The sequence below is a fragment of the Streptomyces avermitilis MA-4680 = NBRC 14893 genome (genome assembly GCF_000009765.2).
Classification (GTDB): Bacteria; Actinomycetota; Actinomycetes; order Streptomycetales; family Streptomycetaceae; genus Streptomyces; species Streptomyces avermitilis.
Genome location: NC_003155.5, coordinates 8616411 through 8641845, shown reverse-complemented (window position 1 = coordinate 8641845; position 25435 = coordinate 8616411). Strand labels below are relative to the sequence as shown.

Here is a 25435-nt window from a genome sequence, read left to right as displayed (position 1 = left end):
CGGCGGTACGGGATCGGGGTGCGGATGGGTCATGGTGTCCTCCAGCCCTTCGGTACGTCGGCTCTGGACTCCTCCCCCACGTACCCGCCGCCCGCTCGCTCAGTCACCCTGTCGCGCGACGACGCGGGCCCAGGTGGGCCTGGGACGGGCCCTGACCCGAGCGCGCCGCGGCCGCCCCCGCGGCGAGGCCCGGCCGGGGGCTCGACAGGACCGGGACGGTGGTCGTGGTCAGGTGCTGGGCCGGGGCCATGGAGGCCTGGGCGAGGACGATCGCGTCGGCGTCGGCGACCGTGTCGGCCGCCTCGGCCACCGCACGGACGTAGCCGACGGTGTCGCCCGCCTCGAAGCGGGCCCAGGCGTCGGCCACGAGCAGGGTCCGGAGGTCGACGGGGCGCCCGGCGGCCTCCTCCTCGACCAGGGCGACCGTCGGCTCCAAGGTGCTCTCCACCGTGGCGACCACGACGATCCGCGGGCCGGCCGCCACCGCCGCGGCCGCCATCGGGCGGTCCACCCGGAGTACGGGCACGTCGGCGATGGCCGCCTCGGCGACCGCTCCGATGGTCGAGCAGGTGCACAGCACGGCGCCCGCTCCGGCCGCGACCGCCCTGTCCAGCGCCGCCCTCACCTCGCCGGCCACGGCTTCGGGGCCTTCGGCACGGGCGCGGGCGAGCAGTTCCCCGGCCACCAAGTGGGTCAGTTCCAGCCCCGGGTGCCCCTCGTCGCGCAGCGCGTCGAACACGGGGACGTGGGCGGGGGACGTGTGCAGCAGGGCGAGCGTGGCGTGCGGCGCCCCCACGCCGCCCCGCGACGTCATCAGAACCGTCCGGGGTGCGCCACGAGCCACGCCTTCGCCGCCGCCAGGAGCTCCGGATCCGCGGCCGGCGCCTCCTCGGGGTGGCGCGCCGCCCACTTCACGACGTACGGGCACAGGGGAGCCACCACGACGCTCTCGCGGGCGGCGATGCCGTACAGCTCACGGGCGAGGGAGCCCGCGATGCCCTGGCCCTCGTGCGCCGGCTCCACGATGGTGTGGACCGGGACGAGCGCGCGCCGCGGCGTCTCCAGGACGAAGTACTCGATGTGGCCCACCACTTCGTCCCCGGCGTACGCCTCGAGACGGCCCGCCGTCCGGTCGTCGCGGATCTCGATGTCGCTCATGGATGCTCCTCGGATTCCCGCGCCTGAGTCTGGAGTTCAGGCGGTGACGGCCTGCGGGCTGCGCGCCTGGTCCGAGCCCGGTACCGGCTCGGCCGGGTCCGCGCCCAGGGCCACGACGCGGTTGTCGCGGTCCACGTGCACGACCCTCGGCCGCAGTGCCCTCGCCTCGGCGTCGGAAACCTGAGCGTAGCTGATGATGATCACCAGGTCGCCGGGGTGGACGAGATGGGCCGCCGCCCCGTTGATCCCGACGACTCCGGAGCCACGCTCGCCCTCGATGACGTACGTCTCCAGGCGGGCACCGTTGGTGATGTCGACGATATGAACCAACTCGCCGGGCAGCAGATCGGCGGCGTCCAGAAGATCGGCGTCGATGGTGACGGATCCGACGTAGTGCAGGTCGGCCTGGGTGACGGTGGCTCGGTGGATCTTGGACTTGAACATGGTACGCAGCATGGAGGTACTCCCGGACTTAGGCTCCCTGCCTGCTATTGCAGGTCAAGGGCGGTCTTCGGAGATTACATCTTTTCGCATGTTCGGTCAGCTGTCGCCAGGTGTTCGAGGACTCACACCGTTGCTGACTTTTCTGATGCCGCGCGAGAGGACGAGAGCCGGTCAGGTCCTGGTCGATCCGCAGCGGGTGGCCGAGAGGTGGTGCGGCACGCTGGAGGCAGCCGAGGCATTCGCAGACGCGGCAGCCCATGCCGATGTGGGTGGCGGCGGAGACATTGGTGAGGTCGAGGCCGTCGGCGTAGACGAGGCGGTGGGGCGTGGCGGATCTCGCGGCCGAGGCAGATGGCGAAGGTCTTGCCGAGTTCCCCCCAGCCGCCGCGGTGCCGGGTGACGGCACGCCCGGTCCACAAGTAGCGCTGTGCGTCGGGGGTTTCGGATCCGGAGGTGGATGCGGCCGGGCGCATGCGGTGGGCGATCGGGCCATGATCGGTCGGTAGCCCGGGCTCTGACCGTGTGCGTCGAGACCATGCCGACCAACCGCACCGTGCAGGCCGTCGCCCCCGTCGCGACGGCAGCGGTGACAGACACCGGTCCGGCACCGCCGGCTCGGTGGGGTCTCAGGCGGCGGTGGTCCCGCCGCCCGCCGCTGCGCCGCTCCGGGCGGCGTCTTCGCGCGCGCCCTCGCCGGACTCACTGATCTGGACCCGGCGGGGCCCGGCGGCTTCGCCCTTGGGGACGGTGATGCCGAGCACTCCGTCCTGCATGTCGGCCTTGATCTTGTGGGTGGCCAACTCTCCGGGCAGCCGCAAGCGGTACTCGAAGGCTCCGACGTGGCGGGTGCTGCCGGGCAGGACGCCCTTGCGCTCCCGCTCCTTGATGTCTCCGGTGACCACGAGTTCGGGACCGTTGGCCTCGACGGCGATGTCCTTGCAGTTCGTCGAGCTCGACCAGGGGATCGAGAGGGGTGGGCGTGACCTCATCGCCCGCCATTCGTCATGCGAGCCATGCGGACTCCTTGTGACGTATGCGTGGGGAGACGTCCGAGCCGCCCGCGGCAGCGGACGTGCCCGTGGGACCGGGTGCGGCCGAGTGCCCCAGGTGCCGGTGCACGAAGTGGATGGCCATCGCGCCCTCACCGGCCGCCGAGGCCACCCGCTTCACCGAGCCGCTACGGACGTCCCCTACCGCGAAGACCCCGGGCAGGCTGGTCTCCAGGGTCATGCACGAGCGCCCGCGGCCGTGCCACACCTCGGGGTGGGCGCAGGCTTCCTGGGCCTCCGGGCCGGTGAGGACGAAGCCACGGGAGTCGAGGGCGATGATGCCGGCGAGCCACTCGGTGTGGGGGTCGGCGCCGGTGAAGACGAACAGGCCCCGTACCGCGAGTCGGCGGTGCCCGCCCGTGCGGTTGTCGACCACGTCGAGCTCCTCCAGCACCTCCTGGCCGATGACCTCGGTGACCTCGGTGTGCAGCATGACCTCCACCCGCGGATGGCGCTCTACCTGGTCGACCAGGTAGCGGGACATGTTGGCCTCAAGGCTGGGTCCGCGGACCAGCAGGTGCACCTTCGGCGCGTACCCGGCGAGGAACAGCACCGCCTGGCCCGCCGAGTTGCCTCCGCCGACGACGGCCACCGGGTCGGTGCGGCACTGCTGGGCCTCGTAGACGGTCGCCGAGTAGTGGACGCTCGTTCCCTCCAGGCGTTCGATGCCGGGCACCTGGAGCCGGCGGTAGCGGGCACCCGTGGCCAGGACGACGGCGCGGGCGGCGATCTCGCTGCCGTCGGCGAACGCCACCACGTAGTGGTCCTCGTCCTTGGGATGGAGACCGCTCGCCTCCACCGGAATGCTGATCCTGGCGCCGAACTTGTCGGCCTGGAGCACGGCCCGTTCGGTGAGTTCGGCGCCTGAGATGCCGGCGGGGAAGCCGAGCAGATTCTCGATGCGGGACGACGTGCCGGCCTGGCCGCCGGTGGCCATCGCCTCCACCACGGTGGTGCTCAGGCCCTCGGAGGCGGCGTACACCGCGGCAGCGAGGCCGCCGGGTCCGGAGCCGACGATGAGGACGTCGCCGTGACGGTTTCCGGCGGGGAGTGACGGCAGGCCGATGAGCCGGGCCAGTTCCGCGTTGCTGGGGTTGCGCAACAGGGTGGTGTCCCGCCAGATGACGAGCGGTGTCTCCTCCGGGCCGACGCCGAAGCGGCGCAGCAGGTCCTCGGCCTCCTCGTCGGTCTCCAGGTCGATCCAGCGGTGGGGCAGCCGGTTGCGGACGGCGAACTCGCGCAGCCGCCGGGTGTCGGGCGAGTAGCGCGAGCCGATGATGCGGAAGCCGGCGCCCTGTCCGACGAGCAACGCGCGACGGCCCAGACAGGCGCGCAGCACGAGGTCCCCGAGGGTGGAGTCCTGGGACACCAGGCGGCGCAACTGGTCCAAGGAGACGACGAGGACCTCGCCCGGCTCCCTGGCGACAGCGGTGTAGAAGGCCACCTGTCCGTACAGCAGCCCGAGTTCGCCGATGAAGCGACCGGGGCCGTGCACGCGCAGCACGTGTTCCTCGGGAGTGCCGTGGTCCTCGACGACGGCGACGGAACCGCTGAGCACGACGAAGAGCGTCTCGCAGCGCTCCCCCTCCCGGATCAGCACGTCGTTCGGAGCCATGCTCCGGCGTTGCCCGTGCTCCGCCAGACGTGCTATCTGGTCCTCCGTAAGGCGCGGATACGCGCCGTAGATGTCCGGGGTCTCCAAGAAGACGGCCTCGTCCGCTTCCTCCGGCACCGGTTCTTCGCCCGGCAGCGGCTGGTCGCCGGACATCAGACGAACGCCTCGTGGACGTAGCACCAGCGCCAATCCTCGCCGGGCTGGAACGACTGCACGATCGGATGGGCGTCGGCAGCCGCGTGCCTACGCGCGTGCTTGTTCGGCGAGGAGTCACAGCAGCCGACGTGCCCGCAGGTCAGGCAGAGCCTCAGGTGGACCCACGGGGAGCCGAGCAGCAGACACTCCTGACACCCTTCTGGGGTCAGCGGCTGGACCGGCCGGACAAGCGCGAGGTGGGGGTCTGCGTGCAGGGACATCCGGATCACCCTTCCCGGGCCGTGATCGACTGTTCCACCCACTGGCGCAGGACGGGGGCGGGCGCCGCCCCCGCCTGCCGGGCGACCGTCTCGCCCTGATCGAGGACGAGCAGTGTCGGTACCGCCTGGACCTCGAAACGCCGCGACAGCCGCGGATTCTTGTCGATGTCGACCTTGACGAGTTTGATGCGGCCGGCGAGATCGGTGGCGACCTTCTCCAGCGCGGGGCTGACCATGCGGCAGGGGCCGCACCAGGTGGCCCACAGGTCGACCACGACGGGGACGTCGGCCCGCTCGGCGACCTCGGTGAAGTCGTCGTCGCTCGCGTCCACCATCCACGGTAGGGGCTGCTTGCAGTGGCCGCACTTGGGGCGGCCCTCCGCGGCCACGGGCACCCGGTTGGTGCGCCCGCAGTTCGGACAACTGACGGTCGTCGCCTGCATCGTGCTCATGCCGCCCACGCTCCCTTCACGTCCTCGGGCTGGTCGTAGGTGACCACCAGCTCTCCGTGCTCGGCGTCGACGCGGACCGTCGCGCCGTCCTGGACGTCGCCGCGCAGCAGGGCGCGTCCGACCAGTGTCTCGACCTCGTGGGAGATGTAGCGGCGCAGCGGCCGGGCCCCGTACACCGGGTCGTAGCCCTGGTGGGCGATCACTTCCCGGCCGGCGTCGGTGAGTTCGACGGTGATGCGGCGTTCGGCGAGCCGCTGCCGCAGCTCGTCGAACTGCAGTTCCACGATCCGCTCGATCTGCCGCTCACCCAGCGGTTTGAACAGCACGATGTCGTCGACGCGGTTGAGGAACTCCGGGCGGAAGTGCCCGCGCAGCTCGCCCATCACCAGGGCGCGGGCGTCGGGCTTGATCTCACCTTCGGCGGTGGCGCCGTCGAGAAGGTGCTCGGAGCCGATGTTGGACGTCATGATGATCACGGTGTTGCGGAAGTCGACGGTGCGGCCCTGGGCGTCGGTGATGCGGCCGTCGTCGAGGATCTGCAGCAGGGTGTTGAAGACATCGGTGTGCGCCTTCTCGATCTCGTCGAACAGCACGACCGAGTACGGCTTGCGGCGTACGGCCTCGGTGAGCTGGCCGCCTTCCTCGTAGCCGACGTATCCGGGCGGTGCGCCCATGAGCCGGCTGACGGTGTGCCGCTCCTGGTATTCGCTCATGTCGAGGCGGACCATGTTCTCCTCGGAGTCGAACAGAGTCCGGGCGAGGGTCTTGGCCAGCTCGGTCTTCCCGACGCCGGTGGGGCCGAGGAAGATGAACGAGCCGATGGGGCGGCGAGGGTCGCGGATGCCGGAGCGGGCGCGGATGATGGCGTCGGTGACGAGTTTGACGGCTTCGTCCTGGCCGATGACGCGCTCGCGCAGGATCTCGTCGAGGCGCAGCAGTTTCTCGCGTTCGCCCTCCTGGAGGCGGGCGACGGGGATGCCGGTCCAGGCGGCGACGATCTCGGCGATCTCCTCCTCGGTGACGACCTCGCGCAGCAGCCGGTTCTCCCCTTGCTTGGCGGCCAGTTGCTCCTCCTCCGCGGCGAGTCGGCGCTCCAGGTCCTGGAGGCGGCCGTAGCGGAGTTCGGCGGCGCGGTTGAGGTCGTAGGCGCGTTCGGCCTCCTCCGCCTCGTGGCGGACCTGCTCCAGTTCCTGGCGCAGTTCCTGCACGCGGCGGATCGCCTGCCGTTCGGCCTCCCACTGGGCGTGTTTGGCGTCGGCCTCGCCGCGCAGGTCGGCCAGTTCCCTGCGCAGCTCCTCCAGGCGGGTCTTGCTGGCGGGGTCGCTCTCCTTGGACAGGGCCGCTTCCTCGATCTCCAGGCGGGTGACGCGGCGGGTGATCTCGTCGAGTTCCGCGGGCATCGAGTCGATCTCGGTACGCAGCCGGGCGCACGCCTCGTCGACGAGGTCGATGGCCTTGTCGGGCAGGAACCGATCGGTGATGTAGCGGTGGCTGAGGGTGGCCGCGGAGACCAGCGCGGTGTCCTGGATCTTCACGCCGTGGAAGACCTCGAGGCGTTCGCGCAGTCCGCGCAGGATGGAGATGGTGTCCTCCACGCTCGGCTCGTCGACCAGGACCTGCTGGAAGCGGCGTTCGAGGGCGGCGTCCTTCTCGATGTGCTTGCGGTACTCGTCGAGGGTGGTGGCGCCGATCATGTGGAGTTCGCCGCGGGCGAGCATCGGCTTGAGCATGTTGCCCGCGTCCATGGCCCCTTCCGCGGCGCCCGCTCCTACGACGGTGTGGAGTTCGTCGACGAAGAGCAGGATCCGCCCCTCGGCGGCCTTGACCTCGCTGAGCACGGCCTTGAGGCGTTCCTCGAACTCCCCGCGGTACTTGGCGCCGGCGACCAGGGAGCCCATGTCGAGGGCGAACACCGTCTTGTCGCGCAGGCCCTCGGGGACGTCGCCGCGAACGATGCGCTGGGCCAGGCCCTCGACGATGGCGGTCTTGCCGACGCCGGGGTCGCCGATGAGGACGGGGTTGTTCTTGGTCTTGCGGCTGAGGATCTGGGTCACGCGGCGGATCTCCGCGTCCCGGCCGATGACCGGGTCCAGCCGCCCGGACCGAGCCTCGAGGACCAGGTCGCGGCCGTACTTCTCCAGAGCCTCGTAGGCCACTTCGGGGTTGGCGGAGGTGACCCGCTGGTTGCCGCGGACCTGGGTGAGCGCGCTCAGGAACGAGTCCCTGGTGATGCCGGCCTGTTTGAGCAGTAGCCCGGCGGCGGTCGAAGAGCTCTCCTCAGCCAGCGCGAGCAGGAGGTGCTCCACGGACACGTACTCGTCCTTGAGGCGTTTGGCCTCCCGCTCGGCGGCGTCGAGCAGCCGGGCGAGGCGCTGGGTGACGAAGACCTGGCCGGGTGCCGCGCCGGGGCCGGTCGCCTTCGGGCGGTGGGAGAGTTCCTCGCGCACGGCCGCGCGCAGTTCCTTCGGCTCGGTGCCGGCCTGTTGCAGCAACCGCGGGATCAGACCGTCCTCCTGATCGAGAAGTGCGAGCAGCAGGTGTTCCCCGTCGACCTCGGTGTGCCCCATGCGGCCGGCCGCGGTCTGGGCCTCCTGGAGGGCTTCCTGGGACTTCTGGGTGAGACGGTTCATGTCCATGGGGGTGTTTCACTCCTCGTGCCGCGGCCGCGCAGGGCGGCTTCGAGCAGGCTGATGCGGTCGAGCAGGTCGAGCACCAGGCCGATGGATGCGTAGTTGAGGCAGAGTCCGGTGCGCAGCCGCTGGATGCGGGCAAGGACCGCCGGGGCCGTGGGGTCGAACACCAGGCGCCCCGCGGCGTCGCGTTCGGCGTCGATCAGGCCGAGGGCGACGAACCGGCGGATCAGATCGGGGTGGAGGCCCGAGCGACGGGCCACGGCCTCCAGGGAGAGCCTGGGGGCGGGCACGAGCGCGTACCGGACAGCCGTCGAGGCGGTGAGGTCGGCGCCCGTTCGTCCCGGACGGTCGCCCACGCCGGCCCGGCCGATGCCTGCCGCTCCCGCGGGTCGGTCGTTCATCGCGTCCTCCTGGGGTCGAACGAGGAAGTGGCGGCGAGCTCCTCGAACAGTTCGCGCTCCTGGTCGCCGAGGGTGGGTGGCACCACGATGCGGAGTTCGGCGTACAGGTCGCCGTTCGCGCCGCGCGGGTTCGGCATGCCCTCGCCGCGCAGCCGCAGCCGCCGGCCGCTGGACGAGCCCGCGGGCACCGTGACCTTGGCCGTGCCGCCGCCGGGCGTGGGCACCGGCACGGTCGCGCCCAGGGCCGCCTCCCAGGGGGCGACCGGAACCTGGACGTGCACGTCGCGGCCGTCCAGCCGGAACCGGGGGTGGGGCTGGATACGCACTCGCAGGTACAGGTCGCCCGCGGCGGCGTCACCACTGCCCCGGCCGCCCTCGCCCGCCAGCCGGATGCGCTGCCCGTCGGTGACGCCCGGCGGCACGTCGACCTCGTACCGCCGCGGCTGCCCGTCGGGACCGGCGAGCGTGACGGTGCGACGGCCGCCTCGGTACGCCTCCTCGACGGTGAGCGGCAGTTCGGCCTCCTGGTCCGCTCCGGGGACGCCGCCCCGGGCGGCGCCGGCTCCGAACATGGAGCCGAACAGGTCCTCGATGTCGATGCCCTCCGCTCCGAAGTCGTCGCCGAAGCCGGGGGCGTACCGGACACGAGGACCGCCCCCGCCTGCGGTCCTCCGACCGCGGAAGCCGCCGCCCGCTCCGGCCGCGACCCGTTCGTCGAAGTCCTCGGGGATCTTGCGGAAGTCCTCGCCGAAGCGGTCGTAGCGGGCTCGGGTCTTGGGATCGGACAGGACGCTGTATGCCTCGTTGAGGTCCTTGAAACGCTCTTCCGCCCCGGGGTCCTTGTTGACGTCGGGGTGGTGCCTGCGGGCGAGTTTGCGATATGCCTGCTGGATCTCGTCCTGGCTCGCGCTCCGCGACACGCCCAGCACCTCGTAGTAGTCCCGTGCCATCGCCGGTCACTCCCGCTTCGTGACGGTCACCGCGGCCGGCCTGAGCTGCCGCTCCCCGTCCCCGTAGCCGGGGCGCAGCACCTCGACGACCGTGCCCGGTGGGGCGTCTGGGTCCTGGACGACGCCGACCACCTCGTGCCGGGCCGGGTCGAAGGCGACGCCGGTCTCCGCGTGCCGCGGGTAGCCGAGCAGTTCGAGGACGTTCACCGCCTGGTCGCGTACGGCCCGGATACCCTCCACGATCGCGCCCGGATCGGCGCCGGCATGGGTCAGGGCGAGTTCGAGGTTGTCGAGGACGGGCAGGAAGGCGGCCGCCGTGCGGGACCGCTCGACCGCCCGTTCGCGCTCCAGTTCCCTGGCGTGGCGCTTGCGCAGGTTGTCGAGGTCGGCGAGTGTGCGCCGCCAGCGGTCCTCCAGTTCCTGGATCGCGGTCGTGTACTCGTCCTCGGCAGGCGCGGGGCCGGCGGCGTCGGGTCCCGGTTCGCCGTTCGTCGCTTCCGGCCGGGCCGGCGGGCCGGGTTGCGGCAAATCACCGCGAGGAGGGCGTCCGGCACCTTCCGGGACCGGTTCGACCGGATCCGACGCGGCCCGGTCGGGTTCCTGGGGGCGGGTGGGCATGGCGCGCCTCAGCCCTTGTCGAACTCGGCGTCGATGACATCGTCGCCACCGCCACCGCCGCTCGTGGGACCACCGGTGGCGGCGTGCTGGGCGGGACCGCCATCCGCGGTGGCGGCGCCCTGATGGGCCGCCAGTCCGGCGAGCACCTGCTGGAGTTCGGAGGTCAGGGGCCGCACGCGCTCCACGCCCGCCTCTTCCTTGACCGCCGCCCGGGCGTCGGACACGAGCATCTCGGCGCGTGCCTTCTCGTGCGCGGGCGCCGCGTCGCCCAGTTCGGCGAGGCGCTTCTCGACCTGGTACGCGACGGCGTCGAGTTCGTTGCGGGCGTCGACGGCCTCGCGGAGTGCCTGGTCCTGGCCCTGGTTGCGCTCGGCCTCCTGGACCATGCGTTCGACCTCGCTGCGGTCCAGGTTGGAGCTCTCGCTGATGGTGATGCCCTGTTCCTTGCCGGTGTCCTTGTCCCGTGCGGTGACGTTGAGGATGCCGTTGGCGTCGATGTCGAAGGTGACCTCGACCTGCGGTTCGCCCCGCGGCGCCGGCCGGATGTCGGTGAGCTGGAACCGGCCCAGCACCCGGTTGTCGGCGGCCCGCTCGCGCTCGCCCTGGAGGACCACCACATCGACGGCCGGCTGATTGTCCTCGGCGGTGGAGAAGGTCTCGCTGCGACGCACCGGGATGGTGGTGTTCCGCTCGATGATCTTCGTCATCACTCCACCGCGCGTCTCCACGCCCAGCGACAAGGGTGTGACGTCGAGCAGCAGGACGTCCTTGACCTCGCCCTTGAGCACCCCGGCCTGGATCGCGGCGCCCAGGGCGACGACCTCGTCGGGGTTGACGCTCATGTTCGGGTCCTTGCCGCCGGTCAGTCGGCGGACCAGAGCCTGCACCGCCGGGATACGTGTGGAACCGCCTACGAGGATGACCTCGTCGATGTCGCTCTCGCCGACCTTGGCGTCGGCCATCGCCTGCTGGACCGGTCCCAGGCAACGCTCCACCAGGTCGCTGGTGATCTGCTCGAACGTGGACCGCATGACCGTGTCGGTGAGGTGCTTGGGGCCCGAGGCGTCGGCGGTGATGAACGGCAGGCTGACCTGCGTCTGCGTCACCGAACTGAGCTCGGTCTTGGCCTTCTCCGCCGCCTCGAACAGTCGTTGCAGCGCCTGCGGGTCCTTGCGCAGGTCGATGCCGTTCTCCTGCTGGAAGTCGTCCGCGAGGTAATCCACCAGACGGCGGTCGAAGTCGTCGCCGCCCAGGTGGCTGTCGCCGGCGGTGGAGCGCACCTCCACCACGCCGTCGCCGACGTCGAGGATGCTCACGTCGAAGGTGCCGCCGCCCAGGTCGAAGACGAGGACGGTCTCGTGCTCCTTCTTGTCCATGCCGTACGCGAGGGCGGCCGCCGTCGGCTCGTTGATGATCCGCAGCACCTCCAGTCCCGCGATCCGTCCGGCGTCCTTGGTGGCGGTGCGCTGAGCGTCGTTGAAGTAGGCGGGCACCGTGATGACCGCCTCCGTGACCCGCTCCCCGAGCTGCTTGGAGGCGTCGTCGGCGAGTTTGCGCAGCACCTGTGCGCTGATCTCCTCAGGCGCGTACAGCTTGTCGCGCACCTTGAAGCGGGCCGCCCCGCCGTCGCCCTCGACGACGTCGTACGTCACCGCCCTGGCCTCGTCGGAGATCTCGTCGAAGTGCCGGCCGATGAACCGCTTGGCCGAGTAGATGGTGCCCTTCGGGTTGAGGATCGCCTGGCGCCGGGCCAGCTGGCCCACCAGGCGTTCCCCGGTGTCGGTGAAGGCCACCACGGACGGTGTCGTGCGGTTGCCCTCGCTGTTGGGTACGACGGACGGCTCGCCGCCCTCCCACACGGCGATCACCGAGTTGGTGGTGCCCAGGTCGATGCCCACTGCCTTGGCCATGGGGAACTCCTCCCGGTACGGCGCCCGCGTCGACTCTCCGGATCACGTTCGTTCAGGTAGGGGTGGGACCTCGGCCGGTTTCCCACCCGTGCGCACGAAGGCGCTCGAGCACCCCCAGGGTGACGAACCGGGGGCCTCCACGCCTGCGCCTGGCGAGTCAGGAATGCACGGGTCCGGTCGCCCCACGAGTACGAGAGGAATCATCCGAACATCTGGGATGAGCCGGCCCGGGAGCGGGTACCACCGCTCGCCTGTAGGCTCGAGGAGAACGGAGTGATCCCATGGCCAGCAGCCGGGCGCACAACCTGTACCGCCGCTGCTCCGACCGGGAGAGCAGCCTTCCGCGGGGCAGCGCCGGGCGGCACCACACAGCCGCGCGGAGAGGGCCCCGCCCACCCGCTCCAACCCTGGCCGATCATGCCCTCCGCGACCTGACGGTGCTCTCCCGCGCCCTGCTCGACACCCCGGACGAAGGCGAGATCCTGCGCCTGGCCATGGAGCACATAGCCGCCGCGGGGCCATACAGCGCCGAGGCCGGATACCTCAAGGTGGACGGCGACCTGGTCCCCAGCCCGAGGAACCGGCAGACGCATGCCTCGGCCGTGAACCGGAGGGTGCGGGAGCTGGCCGGGCAGGACGGTGCTGTGACCGTACCCGGCAGGCCCTGGGGCCGGGCCCTGGGGCTACGCGGACTTGAGGGACTCCACGGCTACCTCGTGGTGACGTCCCGCTCCCGGCCCACCGAGGCCGAGCGCTCCCTGCTCGCCACACTCGTCCGGCACACCGCTGCCGCACTGTCGGTCGCCTTCGCATACCGACACCAACGCGAGGACGCGCTTGAGCTGCACCGACTGAGGGACGAACGCACAGCCCTCCAGCGGCAGCTGATCTCCGTCGTGGCCGAGCTGAGGTACCAGCGGGCCGTTCACGCGCTCATGGCCGACGTCACTGCCTCGAGCGGCGGCGAGGAAGCCATCACCCGCGTGCTGCACAAGCTCACTGGATTTCCCGCGCTGGTCGAGGACCGCTTCGGTCGGCTGAGGTCCTGGACCGGCCCCAGCCGCCCCGACCCCTATCCCGAGCCTGACCCCGTGCGCCGGGACGAAATGCTGCACGCCGTCGCCCGTCAGGCCGGGCCGGTGCGAATAAAGGACCGGCTGATCACCCTGGTCCGCCCGCACGGCGAGATCCTGGGCGTGCTGGCCCTGGTCGATGCCCGGGACGAGGCCGACGAGCACGCCGTGCTCGCGCTGGAACACGCCGCCGCGTCGCTCGCCCCGGAGCTGGCGCACCTGCGCAATCTGGCCGAGGTGGAGCTGAGGCTGCACCGCGGGCTGGTCGACGACCTCCTGGCAGGGACGGACGAGGGGAGCGCCTACGCCCGGTCCGAGGCAGTCGGACACGACCTGCACCGCAGCCACTACATCGTCGTGGTGCAGTGGCCGAACCGGACTGCGGACGATTCCTTCGCGCAGACCGTGGGGCGGGCGGCCTCTGCCGTGGGCATGCGCTCGCTGCTGACCCGACGTTCCGACCACGTGGTCCTGGTCGCCGACGCCAGGCCGCACGCCCGCGCGTTGTACGAGGCGCTCGCCCGGGAGACCGGGACACGGTCCGGGACGATCGGGGTGAGCGCCCCTTGCGACTCCCCGGACGACATCCCCCACCACTACCAAGAAGCGCAGCGCGCCCTGGAAGTGCGCCTTCACTCCCGCGAGCACTACGGCACGACGTTCTTCGACGAGCTCGGCCTCTACCGCATCCTGGGGCCTGGCAACGATTACCGGGAACTGGAGACGTTCGTCCAGGAGTGGCTGGGGCAGCTCATCGACTACGACTCCCGGCACCACACGGCCATGGTGGAGACCCTGTCCCGGTACTTCGACTGCGGCGGCAACTACGACGAGACCGCGGACTCCCTCGCGATCCACCGCAGCACGCTGCGCTATCGGCTCCAGCGCATCCGCGACATCAGCGGCAACGACCTCGCGAACGTCGAGGACCGGCTGAACCTCCAGGTGGCGACCCGAGTGTGGAAGATCGTGCTGGGCGGCCCCGGCTGATGCCTCGCCAGAACTTTCGTGCGCTCGGTGTCAGCAGCAGTGGGGCGGGCTGCCCTGTTACAGAGCTGCGGTGGGTGGGTGGCCGTTCCTCACAGGGGGCCGGACACCATCGACGGGAGACGCCCGGGCTGCGGCCGGGCGTCACAGGGCGATGACGTGGAGGTCGACCAGGTCGAGCAGCGCCCGCAGGGCCGAGCTGGGCCGCCGGGTCGACGACGTGCCGAGATGCATGCTCCAGCGGAGCATGGTGCCGTGGACGTCCAGGACGTGCAGGCCGGGGGTGCGGGCAACGGCGAACGCGGGCAGGAAGGCGATGCCCAGACCGTGCCGGACCAGTGCCGCCCCCATGTCGATGTCGGGCACTTCCAGTGCCACCCGGCGTACGACGCCCGCCCCCGCGAACGCCCGGTCGACCACCTCGCGGTTGCCGTAGCCCGGCGGGAAGTCCACGAAGGGCTCCGCCGCGAGGTCCGCGAGTGCCACCTCCCCCCGCTGGGCGAGCGGATGGTCGGCGCTCACCACCAGGACGAGCGGCACGGTGGCCAGCTCCCGTGCGTCGATCCCGGCGGGTTTGTGCTCGGGCAGCGACAGGAAGGCCACGTCCAGGTCCCCGCTGAGCAGTGCGTGCGCCAGTCCCGCCGATCCGGTCGTCGCCAGCCGCAGCCGGACGTCGATCGCCGGATGCCGCGCGTGCAGCTGCCCGAGAAGCGCAGGCAGGTCCACCACCTCGACCGAGGCCATGGCGCCCACATTCACCGTGCCGCGCAGCGTGTCCTGTGCGGCGCGCACGGCGTCCTGGGCCGCCTGGGCGGCGTGCAGGGTGGCCCGAGCCTCCGGCAGCAGCGCCGCGCCCGCCCCGGTGAGCCGGACCTGCTGCGACGTGCGCTCGAACAGCGCGCAACCGAGCTCGCGCTCCAGGGAGCGGATCGCGGCGGACACCCCGGACTGCACCACGTGCAGCCGACGGGCGGCACGCGTGAAACTCAGCTCCTCGGCGACCGCGATGAAGTGCTCCAGCTGACGTAGCTCCACACGAGAAGTATCACTCGCATTGCTCGAGCCCAGCAAAAACATTCGTTGGCACTGATCCAGCCTGGTGAGGAGGATGGAAAGCGTCATCCACTTCCGCCCGAGGAGGGGTACCCCTGCCTGCCGTTCCGACGCCGCTGAGCCGTCCCACCGCCGACGCTCCCGACGACCCGACCCACCGGATCCCAGCACCCGCTCCCGCCGGCCTGCCGCCCCGCGCCCCCGCCCGGCGCCGTGCCTCGCACACGACCGGCTTCTGGTTCGTGGCGGTGGCCTTCACCGTGCTGATGGCCTTCGGCACCGCGCCGACCCCGCTGTGGCCGCTGTACGAGGCCCGGGACCACTTCGGCGCGACCACGGTCACGGTGGCGTACGCCTCGATGGTCGTGGGTGCGGCGGCCGCCTTCCTCGGACTGGGACACCTGTCGGACCGGCTCGGCCGGCGGCGCATCATCGTCCCGGCGCTGCTGGTCGGCATCGTCGCGTCGGTCGTACTGATCGTGTGGCGAGACCTGCCGGGGCTGATCGCGGGCAGGATCCTGAACGGTGTCGGACTGGGGCTGATGGCCTCGACCGCGACGACGTACCTGCACGACCTCCACCACGAGGCCCGTCCGGAACGGACGGGTTCGGTGCTGCCCGGCATCGTGGCCACCGCCGCCAACCTCGGCGGTCTGGCCTCAGGGCCCCTGGTCGCCGGAGCCGCCGCCGAGTGGCTTCCCACGCCCCTGATCACCACCCAGGCGATCTTCACGCTCGCCATGGCGGTGTGCCTGGCGCTGGTGCTGTCCACCCCGGAGACCGTGGACCTGGAGCTGCCCGCGGCCGAACCGCCCAGCAGGTTCGTCCTGCGCCCCGGCGGCTGGCGGGCGTTCGGCGCGGCCGGCGCGCTGGGCGCCTTCGCCTTCGCGATCCTCGGCCTGATCTCCTCCCTCGGGGCGAGCGTGCTTCACGGCACCCTGCACACCGACTCGCACCTCGTGGTCGGCCTGGCGGCCTTCCTCATGTTCGGTTCCGCGGCGGCCGCCCAGCTGGTGCTGGGCCGCCTCCCACTGCCCCGGGTCCTGACCGTGGGGGCGGTGGTCTTCCCGGTCGGCCTGGTCCTGTGCGCCGTCGCCCTCTACCACCCGGCGCTCTGGCTCTACCTGGTCGCCGTGTCCCTGTCGGGAGCCGGCTCCGGGCTGCTGTTCAAGGGAGGCCTCGAACGTGCCGTTTCAGTGGCCGAGCCCGCCTCACGCGCCGGGGTCCTCGCCGTGTTCTTCGTCGTCGCGTACCTCGGAATGGGCCTACCCTCCGTCCTGTTCAGCATCGCCCTGCGGCATTTCGCCGTACAGACCGCGATGATCGGCTTCGCGGCGGTCCTCTCCTGTGGCGCCGTTGTGTCGGTCGCCGTCGCGTTGCGCGACCGCGCACCCGGTCCCGGCACGCTCTCGGCGCAGTCCGCTCGCCCCTCCTGACCTCCCTGCGGCGCATGCGGCCCCGGTTGTCTGGGAGGCGCGGACCTGGGCACTCGGTGCGGGTGCGCGTGACACGGATCCGCGGCAGACGGGAGGCACGAGATGTCTGCGGAATCGGCCAGAACGGTCGCACTCCCCTCCGGTGAGGAGGTCGCGGCGCTCGGGCAGGGCACCTGGTACCTGGGCGAGGACCCGGCCCGGCGTGAACAGGAGATCGCCGCGCTGCGGCTGGGCGTGGACCTGGGCATGACCGTCGTCGACACGGCGGAGATGTACGGCGACGGCGCGGCCGAGGAGCTCGTCGGGGAGGCCCTTTGGGGACGCCGGGAGGAGGTCTTCCTCGTCAGCAAGGTGCTGCCCGGCCACGCCGACCGGAAGGGCACCGTCGCCGCCTGCGAGGGCAGCCTGCGGCGGCTCCGTACGGAACGGCTGGACCTCTACCTGCTGCACTGGAAGGGACGGTGGCCACTCGAGGAGACCCTTGCGGGATTCACCGACCTGATGGAGGCGGAGAAGATCCGTTACTGGGGCGTGAGCAATCTGGACGTCGCCGACATGGCCGAGCTGACCACCCTCCCCGGCGGCGACGCCGTGACCGTCGACCAGGTGCTGTACAACCTCTCCCGGCGCGGCATCGAGTGGGATCTGCTCCCCTGGTGCCGCGAGGCCGGGGTGACGGTCATGGCCTACTCCCCGATCGAGCAGGGGCGACTCCTGAAGGTCGAGGCCTTGGGTGCCGTGGCCCGGGCCCTCGGAGCCACGCCGACCCAGGTGGCGCTCGCCTGGATGCTGGAACAGGGGGTGGCCGCGATCCCGCGTTCCGGATCACCCGACCACGTTCGGGAGAACCGCGGCGCGGTGGACCTCAACCTTCCCACCGAGGCGCTCGACGCCCTCGACGAGGCGTTCCCGCCACCCAGCGGGCCCACGCCCCTGGAGGTGCTCTGAAGAAGTCGACAGGATGGCGCGCCCCGCACGCTCACGCCGGCTCACGTCCGCAGGGCCCTGCCGGTTCGGCCGCCTCTTCTGACCGGCCTTGCCTGCTCATGCATGGGGTCGTTCACCCGAGCCCGGTCTTGTTCCAGTCTCGGCTGGGTGCCCTGATGCAGTCCCGCTCCCCCGAGCTGGTCGTGTCGTCCGGTCAGCAATTCTCGTTCGAGGCGTTGCAACGCCGTGCAGCCTCCTGCGGACGGACGGCCGGACGGCTGGCCGAGGGATGCCTGCGCATTTCATGCTGCTCTGCCAGGGGAAGAGGGGGTGCCCTTTTTCGGCCTGGGGTGCGGAGGCGCTCAGCAGGGGGCTGTGCGAATCTCGACCGGGTAACAGCCGATGGCGGCGTGGGCGGGAGCGAACGACGTCGTCCGTTCCCGGTGAGGAGGCGAGAGGCATGACCGTGATGGGTGTGTCGAAGTTCGAGAGGTTCTTCCGCGCCGCCGCAAGCCTTGACGTGGACAAGAACGACCTGAAGCGGTACGGCGACTTCGTCGACGCCAAGCTCTACGACCTCCTGGTCGTCGGCCAGGCGTCGGCCAAGGCCAACGGCAGGGATACCGTCGAACCGTGGGATCTACCGATCACCAAGGGCCTCCAGGAGAGCATCCACAGGTTCCGGCAGCTCGACGAGGAGGTCGAGCTGAAGCCGATCCTGGAACAGCTCGCCGCGCATCCTCCCCTCGACAGGACACCCACCCAGGAGACCGAAGAGCGCTACCCCGAGATCATCGGCGGTCTCAGCGTCGCCCTCGCCGAGACGTTCAAAATCTTGTATCCGGATGTGAAGAACCCGCAGACCAGTCACTGGGAGGGCGTGACCGCGGTGTTCGACCGGCTGCTGTAGCAGTCGCGCCCCGGTGCATGTCGCCGGACTCAAACTGAGATGCCGGACGGGGAGCGGAAGGTGGAGCCTGGGAACCTTCACCGAGGCCCGGGTCGCCCCGCAGGCGCTCGGGGATTCGTGATCGCGGTTTCAGCGCGGCCGGTCGCCTGGCCAGGAAAATCACACCCCCTCGCCTTCACGTGACGGCGTCTGACTCGGAAGGTCGCTTCGAGGGTCCGTCGCGTCCCGCGATGCTCCGGCACGCCGAGGGAAGACTCATGAAAGCTGCCAGCACTTCGACGCCCGCGACGACGCTGGACGAAGGTCGTCCCCACTCGGACGGCAGCTTTCACTGACCGCGCGCAGACAGTGCTCGGGGCACCTTCGGCCGGGCCTTGCAGTCCACGGAAAAGGGATGCGGACAGGCCCTGCCGGGTGTCCCTACCGCTCGCGTCGTACAACCAGCGACTCGTGAAGGGAGCCGTACCATGACACAGGAACTCCGGGGGATGCGGGTGGGGATTCTGGCCACCGACGGCGTCGAGCGCGTGGAACTCGACCAGCCGCGCGGTGCGTTGCAGGGCGCAGGGGCGAAGACCGAGATCGTCTCGCTCCACCCCGGCGAGATCCAGGCCCGCCAGTTCGACCTCAACGCGGCCGGAACCTTCCCCGTGGACCGCCTGGTCGCCGACGCCTCCGTCGACGACTACCACGCCCTGCTCCTGCCCGGCGGCACCATGAACCCCGACCAGCTGCGAATGGACCGCGACGCGGTGCAGTTCGTCAAGGACTTCATGGCCAGCGGGAAACCGGTCGCATCGATCTGCCACGGCCCGTGGACCCTGGTGGAAGCCGACGCCGTGCGCGGCCGTCGCCTGACGTCCTGGCCCAGCATCCGCACCGACCTGCGCAACGCCGGCGCGGAGGTCGTCGACCAGGAGGTGGTCGTCGACGGGCAGCTGGTCACCAGCCGCAGCCCGGCCGACCTGCCCGCCTTCTGCGCCGCTGTCGTGGAACAGTTCGCCCGGGCGCACCACCCCATGCCCGGCTGACCCGGCGGAATGGGCCCAGACGGGGCACCTCGCGAGCGATACCCGCACAAGCTGGAACGCAGCATGACGACGCGCACGACCCTGCGCCCCGAACCCGGCTGACCGGTACTCAGCCCCTCGCGCCGTCGTCAGGAGCGCGCGAGCCGGGCCGCGAGACAGGGCGCGGTGGCGCTGCGGCAGGCCCTCGCCGCCTTGGCCGGCGGGCCCGCCGCGACCAGCCGCCCGCCCGCGTCGCCGCCGCCCGGCCCGAGGGCGATGCCCCAGCCGGCGGTGGCGATCGTGTCCAGGTCGTGCTCGACGAGGACGACCGTGTTGCCGGCGTCGACGACCAGGTGCAGCTGGCGCAGCAGCAGCGCGATGTCCGAGGGGTGCAGCCCCGCCGTCGGCTCGTCGAGCAGGTAGAGCGGACGTGCGTGACGTGCTTGTGGGCGCTCCAGAACTTGCCCTGGTAGCCGTAGTCGACGCGGTCCTCCTCCGGCTCGATGTACACGGAGGGCTGCTCGTCCGTGTACAGCAGCCAGTCCCGGTCCTTCTTCCTGAGCCTGCGCCCCGGTCGGTCGATGTCGATCCCCAGGCCGCTCACGACACTGCCCAGAACCGTACCGCCTGCACCTGCTGGCAGGGGCCAGCGTGTCACGCGGCGTCGGCGATACCTCGGGGGCATCCTGTGGGCACGGGCGATCGCTGGGGCAGCCGACGAGAAGGAGTCATGCGGGTGTCGTCTCAGGGCGTTACGGTCGTGGCTCTCCTGGCGGATCCGGACGCGCCCACGGAGATCGCGCAGCGCATGGCCCGGATACTTCCTGCTCGGCTCGCCGACAAGTCAGGCCAGGGACGACGGTTCGACGTCGAGGTGGTCAGTGAGCCCTTCACCGCAAGGACCGAGGACCCGCCCACCTTGATGCGCCGGATCATGGACCGCGGAAGAGCGGAGAGTTGGGACATCGTCGTGGCCCTCACCGACCTTCCGCTGCACTCACACGGGCGCAGGCTCGTGGTGGATCTGAGTCACGAACACGGCTTGGCCCTGCTGTCTCTTCCTCCGCTGGGGGGCTTGCGTCTGCAGACGAGAGCCCGGCGGGCCGTGGAAGAAGCCGTGCTCAGCTTGGCGGGCCCGCGGGCCACCGGGGCTGAGGGACCTCCGCGGAGTCAGCCGCTTCTGGGGCCCTTCGTCAGTCGCCTCGCGCCTATTCACCCGGGCCAGGTCGGTGAGGAGGAGACCGTTGATCTTCGGTACGTCGTCAGCGGACCGCGCGGTTACCTGAGGGTGCTCGTCGGTATGGTCCGCGCCAACCGGCCGTGGCGCTTGGTGCCGGGCTTGTCGAAAGCCCTGGCGGCCGCACTCGCCACGGGAGCGGTCGCCACCGTGAACTCCACCATCTGGAACCTGGCCGAGTCCCTGAGCACGCCCCGCCTCGTGATCGCCACGGTCGGGTCCGTCGCGCTCATGATCGGCTGGCTGATCGTGGACGCGCAGCTGTGGCATCGATCAGCAGAGGTCTCGCGGGAGGCGAGGCAGAGGGCGAGGCTCTACAACGCCTCGACGGTCATGACCGTGGGTATCGGGGTGCTCGTCTGCTACGTGGGTTTGATCGTCATCAACTTGGTGTGGGCCCTGTTCATCCTCAACGACCAAGTGTTCGCCTCCACGACACGAACCCCGCTCAACGCCGCGGAATACTGGACCTTGTCCTGGTTCGTCGCTTCGGTCGCCACCGTGGGCGGGGCGCTGGGATCAGGCTTGGAGAGCGACGAGGCGATCCGGGCAGCCGCCTACTCCAAGCGCGAACAGGAACGCCGCCACATGCTCCAAGACGACGACGGCGACTAGCTGGTGACCTGAGCCGGAGATTCGTTGGTGGTTGGTGGTTGGTGTTGGTGGTTGGTGGTTGGTGGTCGTCCGCGTACGAAGATTCCGCTGATCGATCGGTGCGTGCTGTTTCGCGTCAAGGGCCGACGGGGACTCGGACGGCACGCCGCCGGAGCGCCGAGGCTCCGCCCGGGCAGGCCCACGGCGGCACCACCGTTCCACCTGAACCGGGTGAACGGCCCCCAGAGGCATGCCGGAGCGATGGACCCCGTCGCACCAACTCCCGGGAGTCAGGCTCTGTATGCCTCCTCCATCGCACCCGTGCTGCGGTCATGCCGCGGCACCGAAGGAAGCGATCATGAAAGCAGCGGTATATGAAGGCCCGCGAACGGTCGCAGTGAAGGACGTACCGGACGCGAAGATCGAACACCCCTGCGACATCATCGTCAAGATCACCACTACCAATATCTGTGGTTCGGACCTGCACATGTACGAGGGCCGCACCTCGTTCGAGTCCGGCCGCACCCTGGGACACGAGAACATGGGCCAGGTCGTGGAGGTCGGCTCGGCCGTCCGCAAGGTCCAGGTCGGCGAGTATGTGGTCCTGCCCTTCAACATCGCCTGCGGCTTCTGCAAGCAGTGCGAGCGGGGTCTGACCAACTACTGCCTGACCATGCAGCCGGAACCGGCTCTCGCCGGAGCCGCCTACGGATTCGCCGACATGGGCCCCTACCAGGGCGGCCAGGCGGAACTGCTGCGCGTGCCCTACGGCGACTTCAACGCGCTGCGTCTGGGTGAGGACGCCGCCGAGTGGCAGACCGACTACGTGATGCTCGCCGACATCTTCCCCACCGGCTATCACGCCACCGAGATGGCCCACGTCAAACCGGGTGACCAGACGATCGTCTTCGGGGCCGGCCCCGTCGGGCTGATGGCGGCCTACTCCGCCCTCCTCAAGGGCGCCGGGCGCGTCTGGGTGGCCGACCACCAGCCCGACCGGCTGCGCAAGGCGGAGGAGATCGGGGCCATCCCGATCAACACCGCCGAGCAGAAGCCGGGGGAGGTCGTCAAGGAGGCCACCCTCGGTCTGGGCGCCGACAACGGCTGTGAGTGCGTCGGCTACCAGGCACACGATCCCGAGGGACATGAGGACGCCAGCCTCACGCTCAACGGACTGATCGACTCGGTCAGGTTCACGGGCGACATCGGTGTGGTGGGCGTGTTCCTGCCCCAGGACCCCGGCGGCGCGGAGGCCCAGGGGGAACTGGAGGCACAGGGCAAGGTCCCGCTCGACTTCGGCTTGATGTGGTTCAAGGGCCAGCACATGGGCACCGGGCAGGCGCCGGTGAAGAGGTACAACCGGGCGCTGCGGGATCTGATCGCCGGCGGGAAGGCAAAGCCGAGCTTCGTCGTCTCCCACGAACTCAGCCTGGATGAGGCCCCTACCGCCTACGAGCACTTCGACGCCCGTGACGAGGGCTGGACCAAGGTGGTCCTGCATCCGAACGGACACGGGAACGGCCACAAGCGGTAAGTGACCCGGGGCCGCCGTCCCGCCAGTTTCCCCGGAACCGGTCCGGGGGACGGGCGGCGACCTGCCCGTCCTCCGGCCGGGGCCGGGGGCAATCGCCCGCGCTCCGGTCGGACCTGAACCAACGGCGATTGCCCGCGCTCCGGCCCGGTAGGACGGACGGCGGACGCTCAGCAGTGTCCGCAGTGTCCGCAGTGGCTGCACCCGGTCCAGCGGCTGCGGCCGCCAGCCTGTTCGCGGGGCGTGTGGGAGGCTTCCTTGCCCGACGGCTGCCGCACCTCGACCAGGCCGACGCGACCCGGCAGGGTGTTCCGGCTAGGCTCACACCCGTGACGTGGCTGCGGGCCTTCGGGGAGGTCGTGCGATCCGGGCTCACGATCGAGGAGACGCGGCTGGAGCCCCTGCTCGCGCTGCGCACGGCCGCTGGGGTGGCGATCGTCGTCGGGCCGGCGCTGTGGCTGGCCTCCCCCGCGTATGCCGCGTCTGCCGCCCTCGGCGCCTACTCCGCGGGTGGGGCCACCTTCCAGCGCACCTGGCGTCCGCGCAAGGTGATCGCGCTCGGCGCGGGCGCGGGTCTGGCGCTCAGCACCTTCGTGGGCTACCTGGCGGCGGGGCGACTCGTGACGTTCCTCCCACTGTTGGCCGTATGGGCCTTTGTCGCGGGGATGGCGTGGGCCGTCGGATCGACCGCGGGGATCGTCGCAGCGACGACCGTCGGCAGCATGCTGGTGACCATCACCCTGCCCACGAGCGTCGGGCGAGCCCTGGAGCACGCCGGGGTCATCGCGCTCGGAGGCGTGGTGCAGGCCGTGCTGATCTTGCTGTTCCCGATCCGCCGTTGGGGGGCGCATCGTGACGCGCTCGCCGACGCCCTGGCCGCCGTGGCGGACTACGCCCGCCGGCTGCGGCACGACCCGACCGCCCCGTTCGACCCGGAGCCGTTGATGACGGCCCGGGACGCGGCCGCCGTGACGCCATCACAGGCCCGCACCCGTCCCCCCGTCCTGCACGGCCCCCGGGGCCTGGCCGAGCGCATTCGGCCGGTCGTCGCCGCGCTCGCCGACCCGGACGTCGGCGCCCCGGCGGAGGGACCCGGGCGGGACCGCGCGCGGGAGTTGCTCGACGCGGCCGCCGACGTCCTGGACGCGGCCGCCCGTTCGATCCGCCGCGGCACTCCCGCCGAGGTGCCGCCCAGGAGCACGGACGTCCTGCGCGTCGACGAGGACCACGAGGTCCTGGAGGGCCCCGCGAGGCAGGCCGCCGAGCGGCTCGTGGAACTGCTCGGCGAGGTGTTGGAGATCGCCGGGAGCGGCGGCACGAGCGGGAGGACGCCCACGCCGCCCGGCCCCGCGGACGCCCAGTTCCTGGTGCGCCCGACTATGTTCCGGCTGGTCCCGGTCGTCGTCCGGGCGGTCCGCCGTGAGCTCCGCCGGGACTCGCCCGTGTTCCGGCACGCCGTCCGCTTGGCGGCGGTGGCCACGCTCGGCTATCTGATCGCCGCCCGGCTCCCCCTGGGCCACGGCTACTGGGCGCCCATCGCCTCGGTGATGGTGATGCGGCCGGACTTCCACCGGACGTACGCGCGTGCGGTGGCCCGTCTCGCCGGGACCCTGGCGGGGGTCGCGCTCGCCACCGGGATGGTGCGGGCCCTGGGCCCGGACGCCCATGTGTTCGGCGCGCTGGCGGTGGTCTCGGCGGGCCTGTCGTACACGCTGATCCGTACCGGCTACGCCTACTCCCAGTGCTTCACTGCCGCATACGTCGTCTTCCTGCTCGGCATGGGCGGCCAGGCGTGGGAGCAGACGGTACCGGAGCGGGTGGTGCTCACCCTGCTCGGCGGGGCCCTGGCAATGGTGGCGTACGTGGTGTTCCCCGCATGGGAGACGCCCATGCTGGCGGGCCGGCTCGCGGACTGGCTCGCCGCCAACGGCCGCTACGCGGCCGCGGTGCTCCGCAGCTACGCCGAACCGACCCGGGAGCATCGCGCCGACATGCGCAGGGCCCTGCTGGCGAGCAGGAAGGCACGCGCCGCCTGGCAGGAGACCTACGACCGGGCAAGGCAGGAACCGGTCGGCCCCAGGGGTCTGACGTCGCGCGAGGCGCAGGACGCGCAGGAGGCGCTCAAGGGGTTCGGCCGGGCGGCGATGCTCATGGAGAGCCACGTCCCGCGGGCCGACAGCCGTTTCGTCCCCGAGGCGGAGCGGTTCGCCGAGGCCCTCGAGGCGGACACCGCGCAGGCGGCGGTCGACGTGCGCGAGCACAGGAATCCGGACTGGGGGCGCGTGGAGGAGGCACTCCACGCGTGGGAGGGCTCCGCCGCCGGGGACCGGAGCCCGGTGATGCGGCGCGGGGCGGAACTGCAGAAGCAAGCCCTGGAGGACCTCGCGACGGCCGTGAGCCGCACACCCCTGGAACGGGACGTCGGCTCCGCTCGCGAGGAGCAGCGGGTGCGGGCGACCCTGGCGGCGGAAGGTGACGGAAGGTGACGGATCAGGGCCCGCGCCCAGGGGCGGGTGACGGCGCCGGCGACGAAGAGCGCCGCGCCTCCTGGAGCGGGAAATAGTCTCCCGGCCGCGTCGAGCGCCGCCACACGTACGCCGCTGTCGCCATCACGAGGATCAGCCCCGCCAGGATCAGGAGTTCGATCCCCTCGACGTTCCACCGGAAGGAAGCCTCCGCCTCGGCCGTCACGATGAGCACCTTGCGGATGCCGGCGATCAGGCCGACGACGAGGAACGGCTCCGCGTCGAGGGTCTGGTTCCTGATGGTCAGGCGGACGGTGTGGAGCAGCTCGGCCACGATGAACAGCACAAGGCCGTTGTCCAGAGCGGAGAGAACGACCGTCTCCTCGCGGTACGGACCCTGCACCGACCTGATGACGTCGTGGACGACCCCGACGGTCAGGAGCCCCGCGAGCAGTACGAGGAGTGCCGCGACGACGAGGTGGATGCCGTCCTCGATGAGCTGCAGGAGGCCCTGTACCCGGCCGCCCTCGATCTTCGGGAGAATGGGTCGCACAGTCAGCATGCTA

General features: G+C 71.0%; 22 protein-coding genes and 2 pseudogenes. 8 read left to right on the top strand and 16 right to left on the bottom strand.

Annotation, left to right across the window (positions count from 1 at the left end):
* Positions 1 to 103: 103 nt before the first annotated feature.
* The 13 genes and pseudogenes from SAVERM_RS37230 to dnaK form a co-directional block, all read right to left on the bottom strand.
* On the bottom strand, positions 104 to 814 hold the full coding sequence (locus SAVERM_RS37230; protein ID WP_042494012.1) for an aspartate/glutamate racemase family protein: 711 nt from the start codon (positions 812 to 814) through the stop codon (positions 104 to 106).
* Positions 814 to 1158, bottom strand: coding sequence for a GNAT family N-acetyltransferase (locus SAVERM_RS37225; RefSeq protein WP_010988641.1), 345 nt, complete (start codon positions 1156 to 1158; stop codon positions 814 to 816). Before SAVERM_RS37225 ends, SAVERM_RS37230 begins: the two co-directional genes overlap by 1 nt.
* Before the next feature lie 36 nt (positions 1159 to 1194).
* On the bottom strand, positions 1195 to 1614 hold the full coding sequence (gene panD, locus SAVERM_RS37220; protein ID WP_010988640.1) for an aspartate 1-decarboxylase: 420 nt from the start codon (positions 1612 to 1614) through the stop codon (positions 1195 to 1197).
* A gap of 16 nt (positions 1615 to 1630) precedes the next feature.
* Positions 1631 to 2073: pseudogene (locus SAVERM_RS40750) on the bottom strand (short-chain fatty acyl-CoA regulator family protein); the annotation flags it as partial.
* Positions 2074 to 2228: 155 nt separating this feature from the next.
* On the bottom strand, positions 2229 to 2591 hold the full coding sequence (locus tag SAVERM_RS37215) for an Hsp20/alpha crystallin family protein (RefSeq protein WP_010988639.1): 363 nt from the start codon (positions 2589 to 2591) through the stop codon (positions 2229 to 2231).
* Positions 2592 to 2604: 13 nt separating this feature from the next.
* Entirely contained in the window at positions 2605 to 4419 is a 1815-nt protein-coding gene (locus SAVERM_RS37210) for an FAD-dependent oxidoreductase (RefSeq protein ID WP_037647081.1), read from the bottom strand.
* A complete protein-coding gene (locus SAVERM_RS37205) occupies positions 4419 to 4682 on the bottom strand; it encodes a UBP-type zinc finger domain-containing protein (RefSeq protein WP_037647187.1) in 264 nt (87 codons plus the stop codon). The genes SAVERM_RS37210 and SAVERM_RS37205 overlap by 1 nt, the downstream gene beginning before the upstream one ends.
* Positions 4683 to 4687: 5 nt before the next feature.
* Entirely contained in the window at positions 4688 to 5134 is a 447-nt protein-coding gene (trxA, locus tag SAVERM_RS37200) for a thioredoxin (RefSeq protein WP_037647185.1), read from the bottom strand.
* The gene (gene clpB / locus SAVERM_RS37195; protein WP_010988636.1) at positions 5131 to 7770 is read right to left on the bottom strand and encodes an ATP-dependent chaperone ClpB; all 2640 of its coding nucleotides are present in this window, start codon (positions 7768 to 7770) and stop codon (positions 5131 to 5133) included. Before clpB ends, trxA begins: the two co-directional genes overlap by 4 nt.
* Complete coding sequence (locus tag SAVERM_RS37190; protein ID WP_010988635.1) at positions 7761 to 8168, bottom strand: chaperone modulator CbpM; 408 nt, start codon at positions 8166 to 8168, stop codon at positions 7761 to 7763. The genes clpB and SAVERM_RS37190 overlap by 10 nt, the downstream gene beginning before the upstream one ends.
* The gene (locus SAVERM_RS37185) at positions 8165 to 9118 is read right to left on the bottom strand and encodes a DnaJ C-terminal domain-containing protein (protein WP_010988634.1); all 954 of its coding nucleotides are present in this window, start codon (positions 9116 to 9118) and stop codon (positions 8165 to 8167) included. Before SAVERM_RS37185 ends, SAVERM_RS37190 begins: the two co-directional genes overlap by 4 nt.
* A 6-nt stretch (positions 9119 to 9124) precedes the next feature.
* Positions 9125 to 9736, bottom strand: a complete 612-nt coding sequence (locus tag SAVERM_RS37180) for a nucleotide exchange factor GrpE (protein WP_010988633.1) — start codon at positions 9734 to 9736, stop codon at positions 9125 to 9127.
* A gap of 8 nt (positions 9737 to 9744) precedes the next feature.
* A complete protein-coding gene (dnaK, locus tag SAVERM_RS37175) occupies positions 9745 to 11646 on the bottom strand; it encodes a molecular chaperone DnaK (RefSeq protein ID WP_010988632.1) in 1902 nt (633 codons plus the stop codon).
* Between the two features lie 281 nt (positions 11647 to 11927).
* Here dnaK and SAVERM_RS37170 point away from each other — a divergent pair, with 281 nt between their 5' ends.
* A complete protein-coding gene (locus tag SAVERM_RS37170) occupies positions 11928 to 13709 on the top strand; it encodes a PucR family transcriptional regulator (RefSeq protein ID WP_010988631.1) in 1782 nt (593 codons plus the stop codon).
* 141 nt (positions 13710 to 13850) lie between these two features.
* Here the strand turns inward: SAVERM_RS37170 and SAVERM_RS37165 are convergent, their stop codons facing one another.
* Positions 13851 to 14741 (bottom strand): LysR family transcriptional regulator, encoded by an 891-nt coding sequence (locus tag SAVERM_RS37165; protein ID WP_010988630.1) that lies wholly within the window; start codon positions 14739 to 14741, stop codon positions 13851 to 13853.
* Between the two features lie 266 nt (positions 14742 to 15007).
* On the opposite strand from SAVERM_RS37165, the gene SAVERM_RS37160 reads away from it, so the two are divergent.
* From SAVERM_RS37160 to SAVERM_RS37145, 4 genes are all read left to right on the top strand, one after another.
* Positions 15008 to 16195, top strand: coding sequence for an MFS transporter (locus tag SAVERM_RS37160; RefSeq protein ID WP_242432223.1), 1188 nt, complete (start codon positions 15008 to 15010; stop codon positions 16193 to 16195).
* Positions 16196 to 16297: 102 nt separating this feature from the next.
* Positions 16298 to 17143, top strand: a complete 846-nt coding sequence (locus SAVERM_RS37155; RefSeq protein WP_010988628.1) for an aldo/keto reductase — start codon at positions 16298 to 16300, stop codon at positions 17141 to 17143.
* A 439-nt stretch (positions 17144 to 17582) separates the two neighbouring features.
* A complete protein-coding gene (locus tag SAVERM_RS37150; protein ID WP_037647076.1) occupies positions 17583 to 18032 on the top strand; it encodes a DUF1931 family protein in 450 nt (149 codons plus the stop codon).
* Between the two features lie 467 nt (positions 18033 to 18499).
* Positions 18500 to 19063: a type 1 glutamine amidotransferase domain-containing protein gene (locus SAVERM_RS37145; RefSeq protein WP_037647075.1), complete on the top strand. Its 564-nt coding sequence runs from the start codon at positions 18500 to 18502 to the stop codon at positions 19061 to 19063.
* Positions 19064 to 19191: 128 nt separating this feature from the next.
* Here the strand turns inward: SAVERM_RS37145 and SAVERM_RS45115 are convergent.
* Positions 19192 to 19542, bottom strand: a pseudogene (locus SAVERM_RS45115) (ABC transporter); the annotation flags it as partial.
* Positions 19543 to 19772: 230 nt separating this feature from the next.
* Here SAVERM_RS45115 and SAVERM_RS37140 point away from each other — a divergent pair.
* The 3 genes from SAVERM_RS37140 to SAVERM_RS37130 all read left to right on the top strand — a co-directional run bounded on the left by SAVERM_RS37140 (position 19773) and on the right by SAVERM_RS37130 (position 24890).
* Complete coding sequence (locus SAVERM_RS37140; protein WP_171033148.1) at positions 19773 to 20894, top strand: hypothetical protein; 1122 nt, start codon at positions 19773 to 19775, stop codon at positions 20892 to 20894.
* A gap of 337 nt (positions 20895 to 21231) precedes the next feature.
* Positions 21232 to 22407: a glutathione-independent formaldehyde dehydrogenase gene (locus SAVERM_RS37135; RefSeq protein ID WP_010988624.1), complete on the top strand. Its 1176-nt coding sequence runs from the start codon at positions 21232 to 21234 to the stop codon at positions 22405 to 22407.
* Positions 22408 to 22733: 326 nt separating this feature from the next.
* Positions 22734 to 24890, top strand: coding sequence for an FUSC family protein (locus SAVERM_RS37130; protein ID WP_107083140.1), 2157 nt, complete (start codon positions 22734 to 22736; stop codon positions 24888 to 24890).
* A 4-nt stretch (positions 24891 to 24894) separates the two neighbouring features.
* Here SAVERM_RS37130 and SAVERM_RS37125 read toward each other — a convergent pair whose 3' ends face one another.
* Complete coding sequence (locus SAVERM_RS37125; RefSeq protein ID WP_010988622.1) at positions 24895 to 25431, bottom strand: phosphate-starvation-inducible PsiE family protein; 537 nt, start codon at positions 25429 to 25431, stop codon at positions 24895 to 24897.
* Positions 25432 to 25435 lie beyond the last annotated feature (4 nt).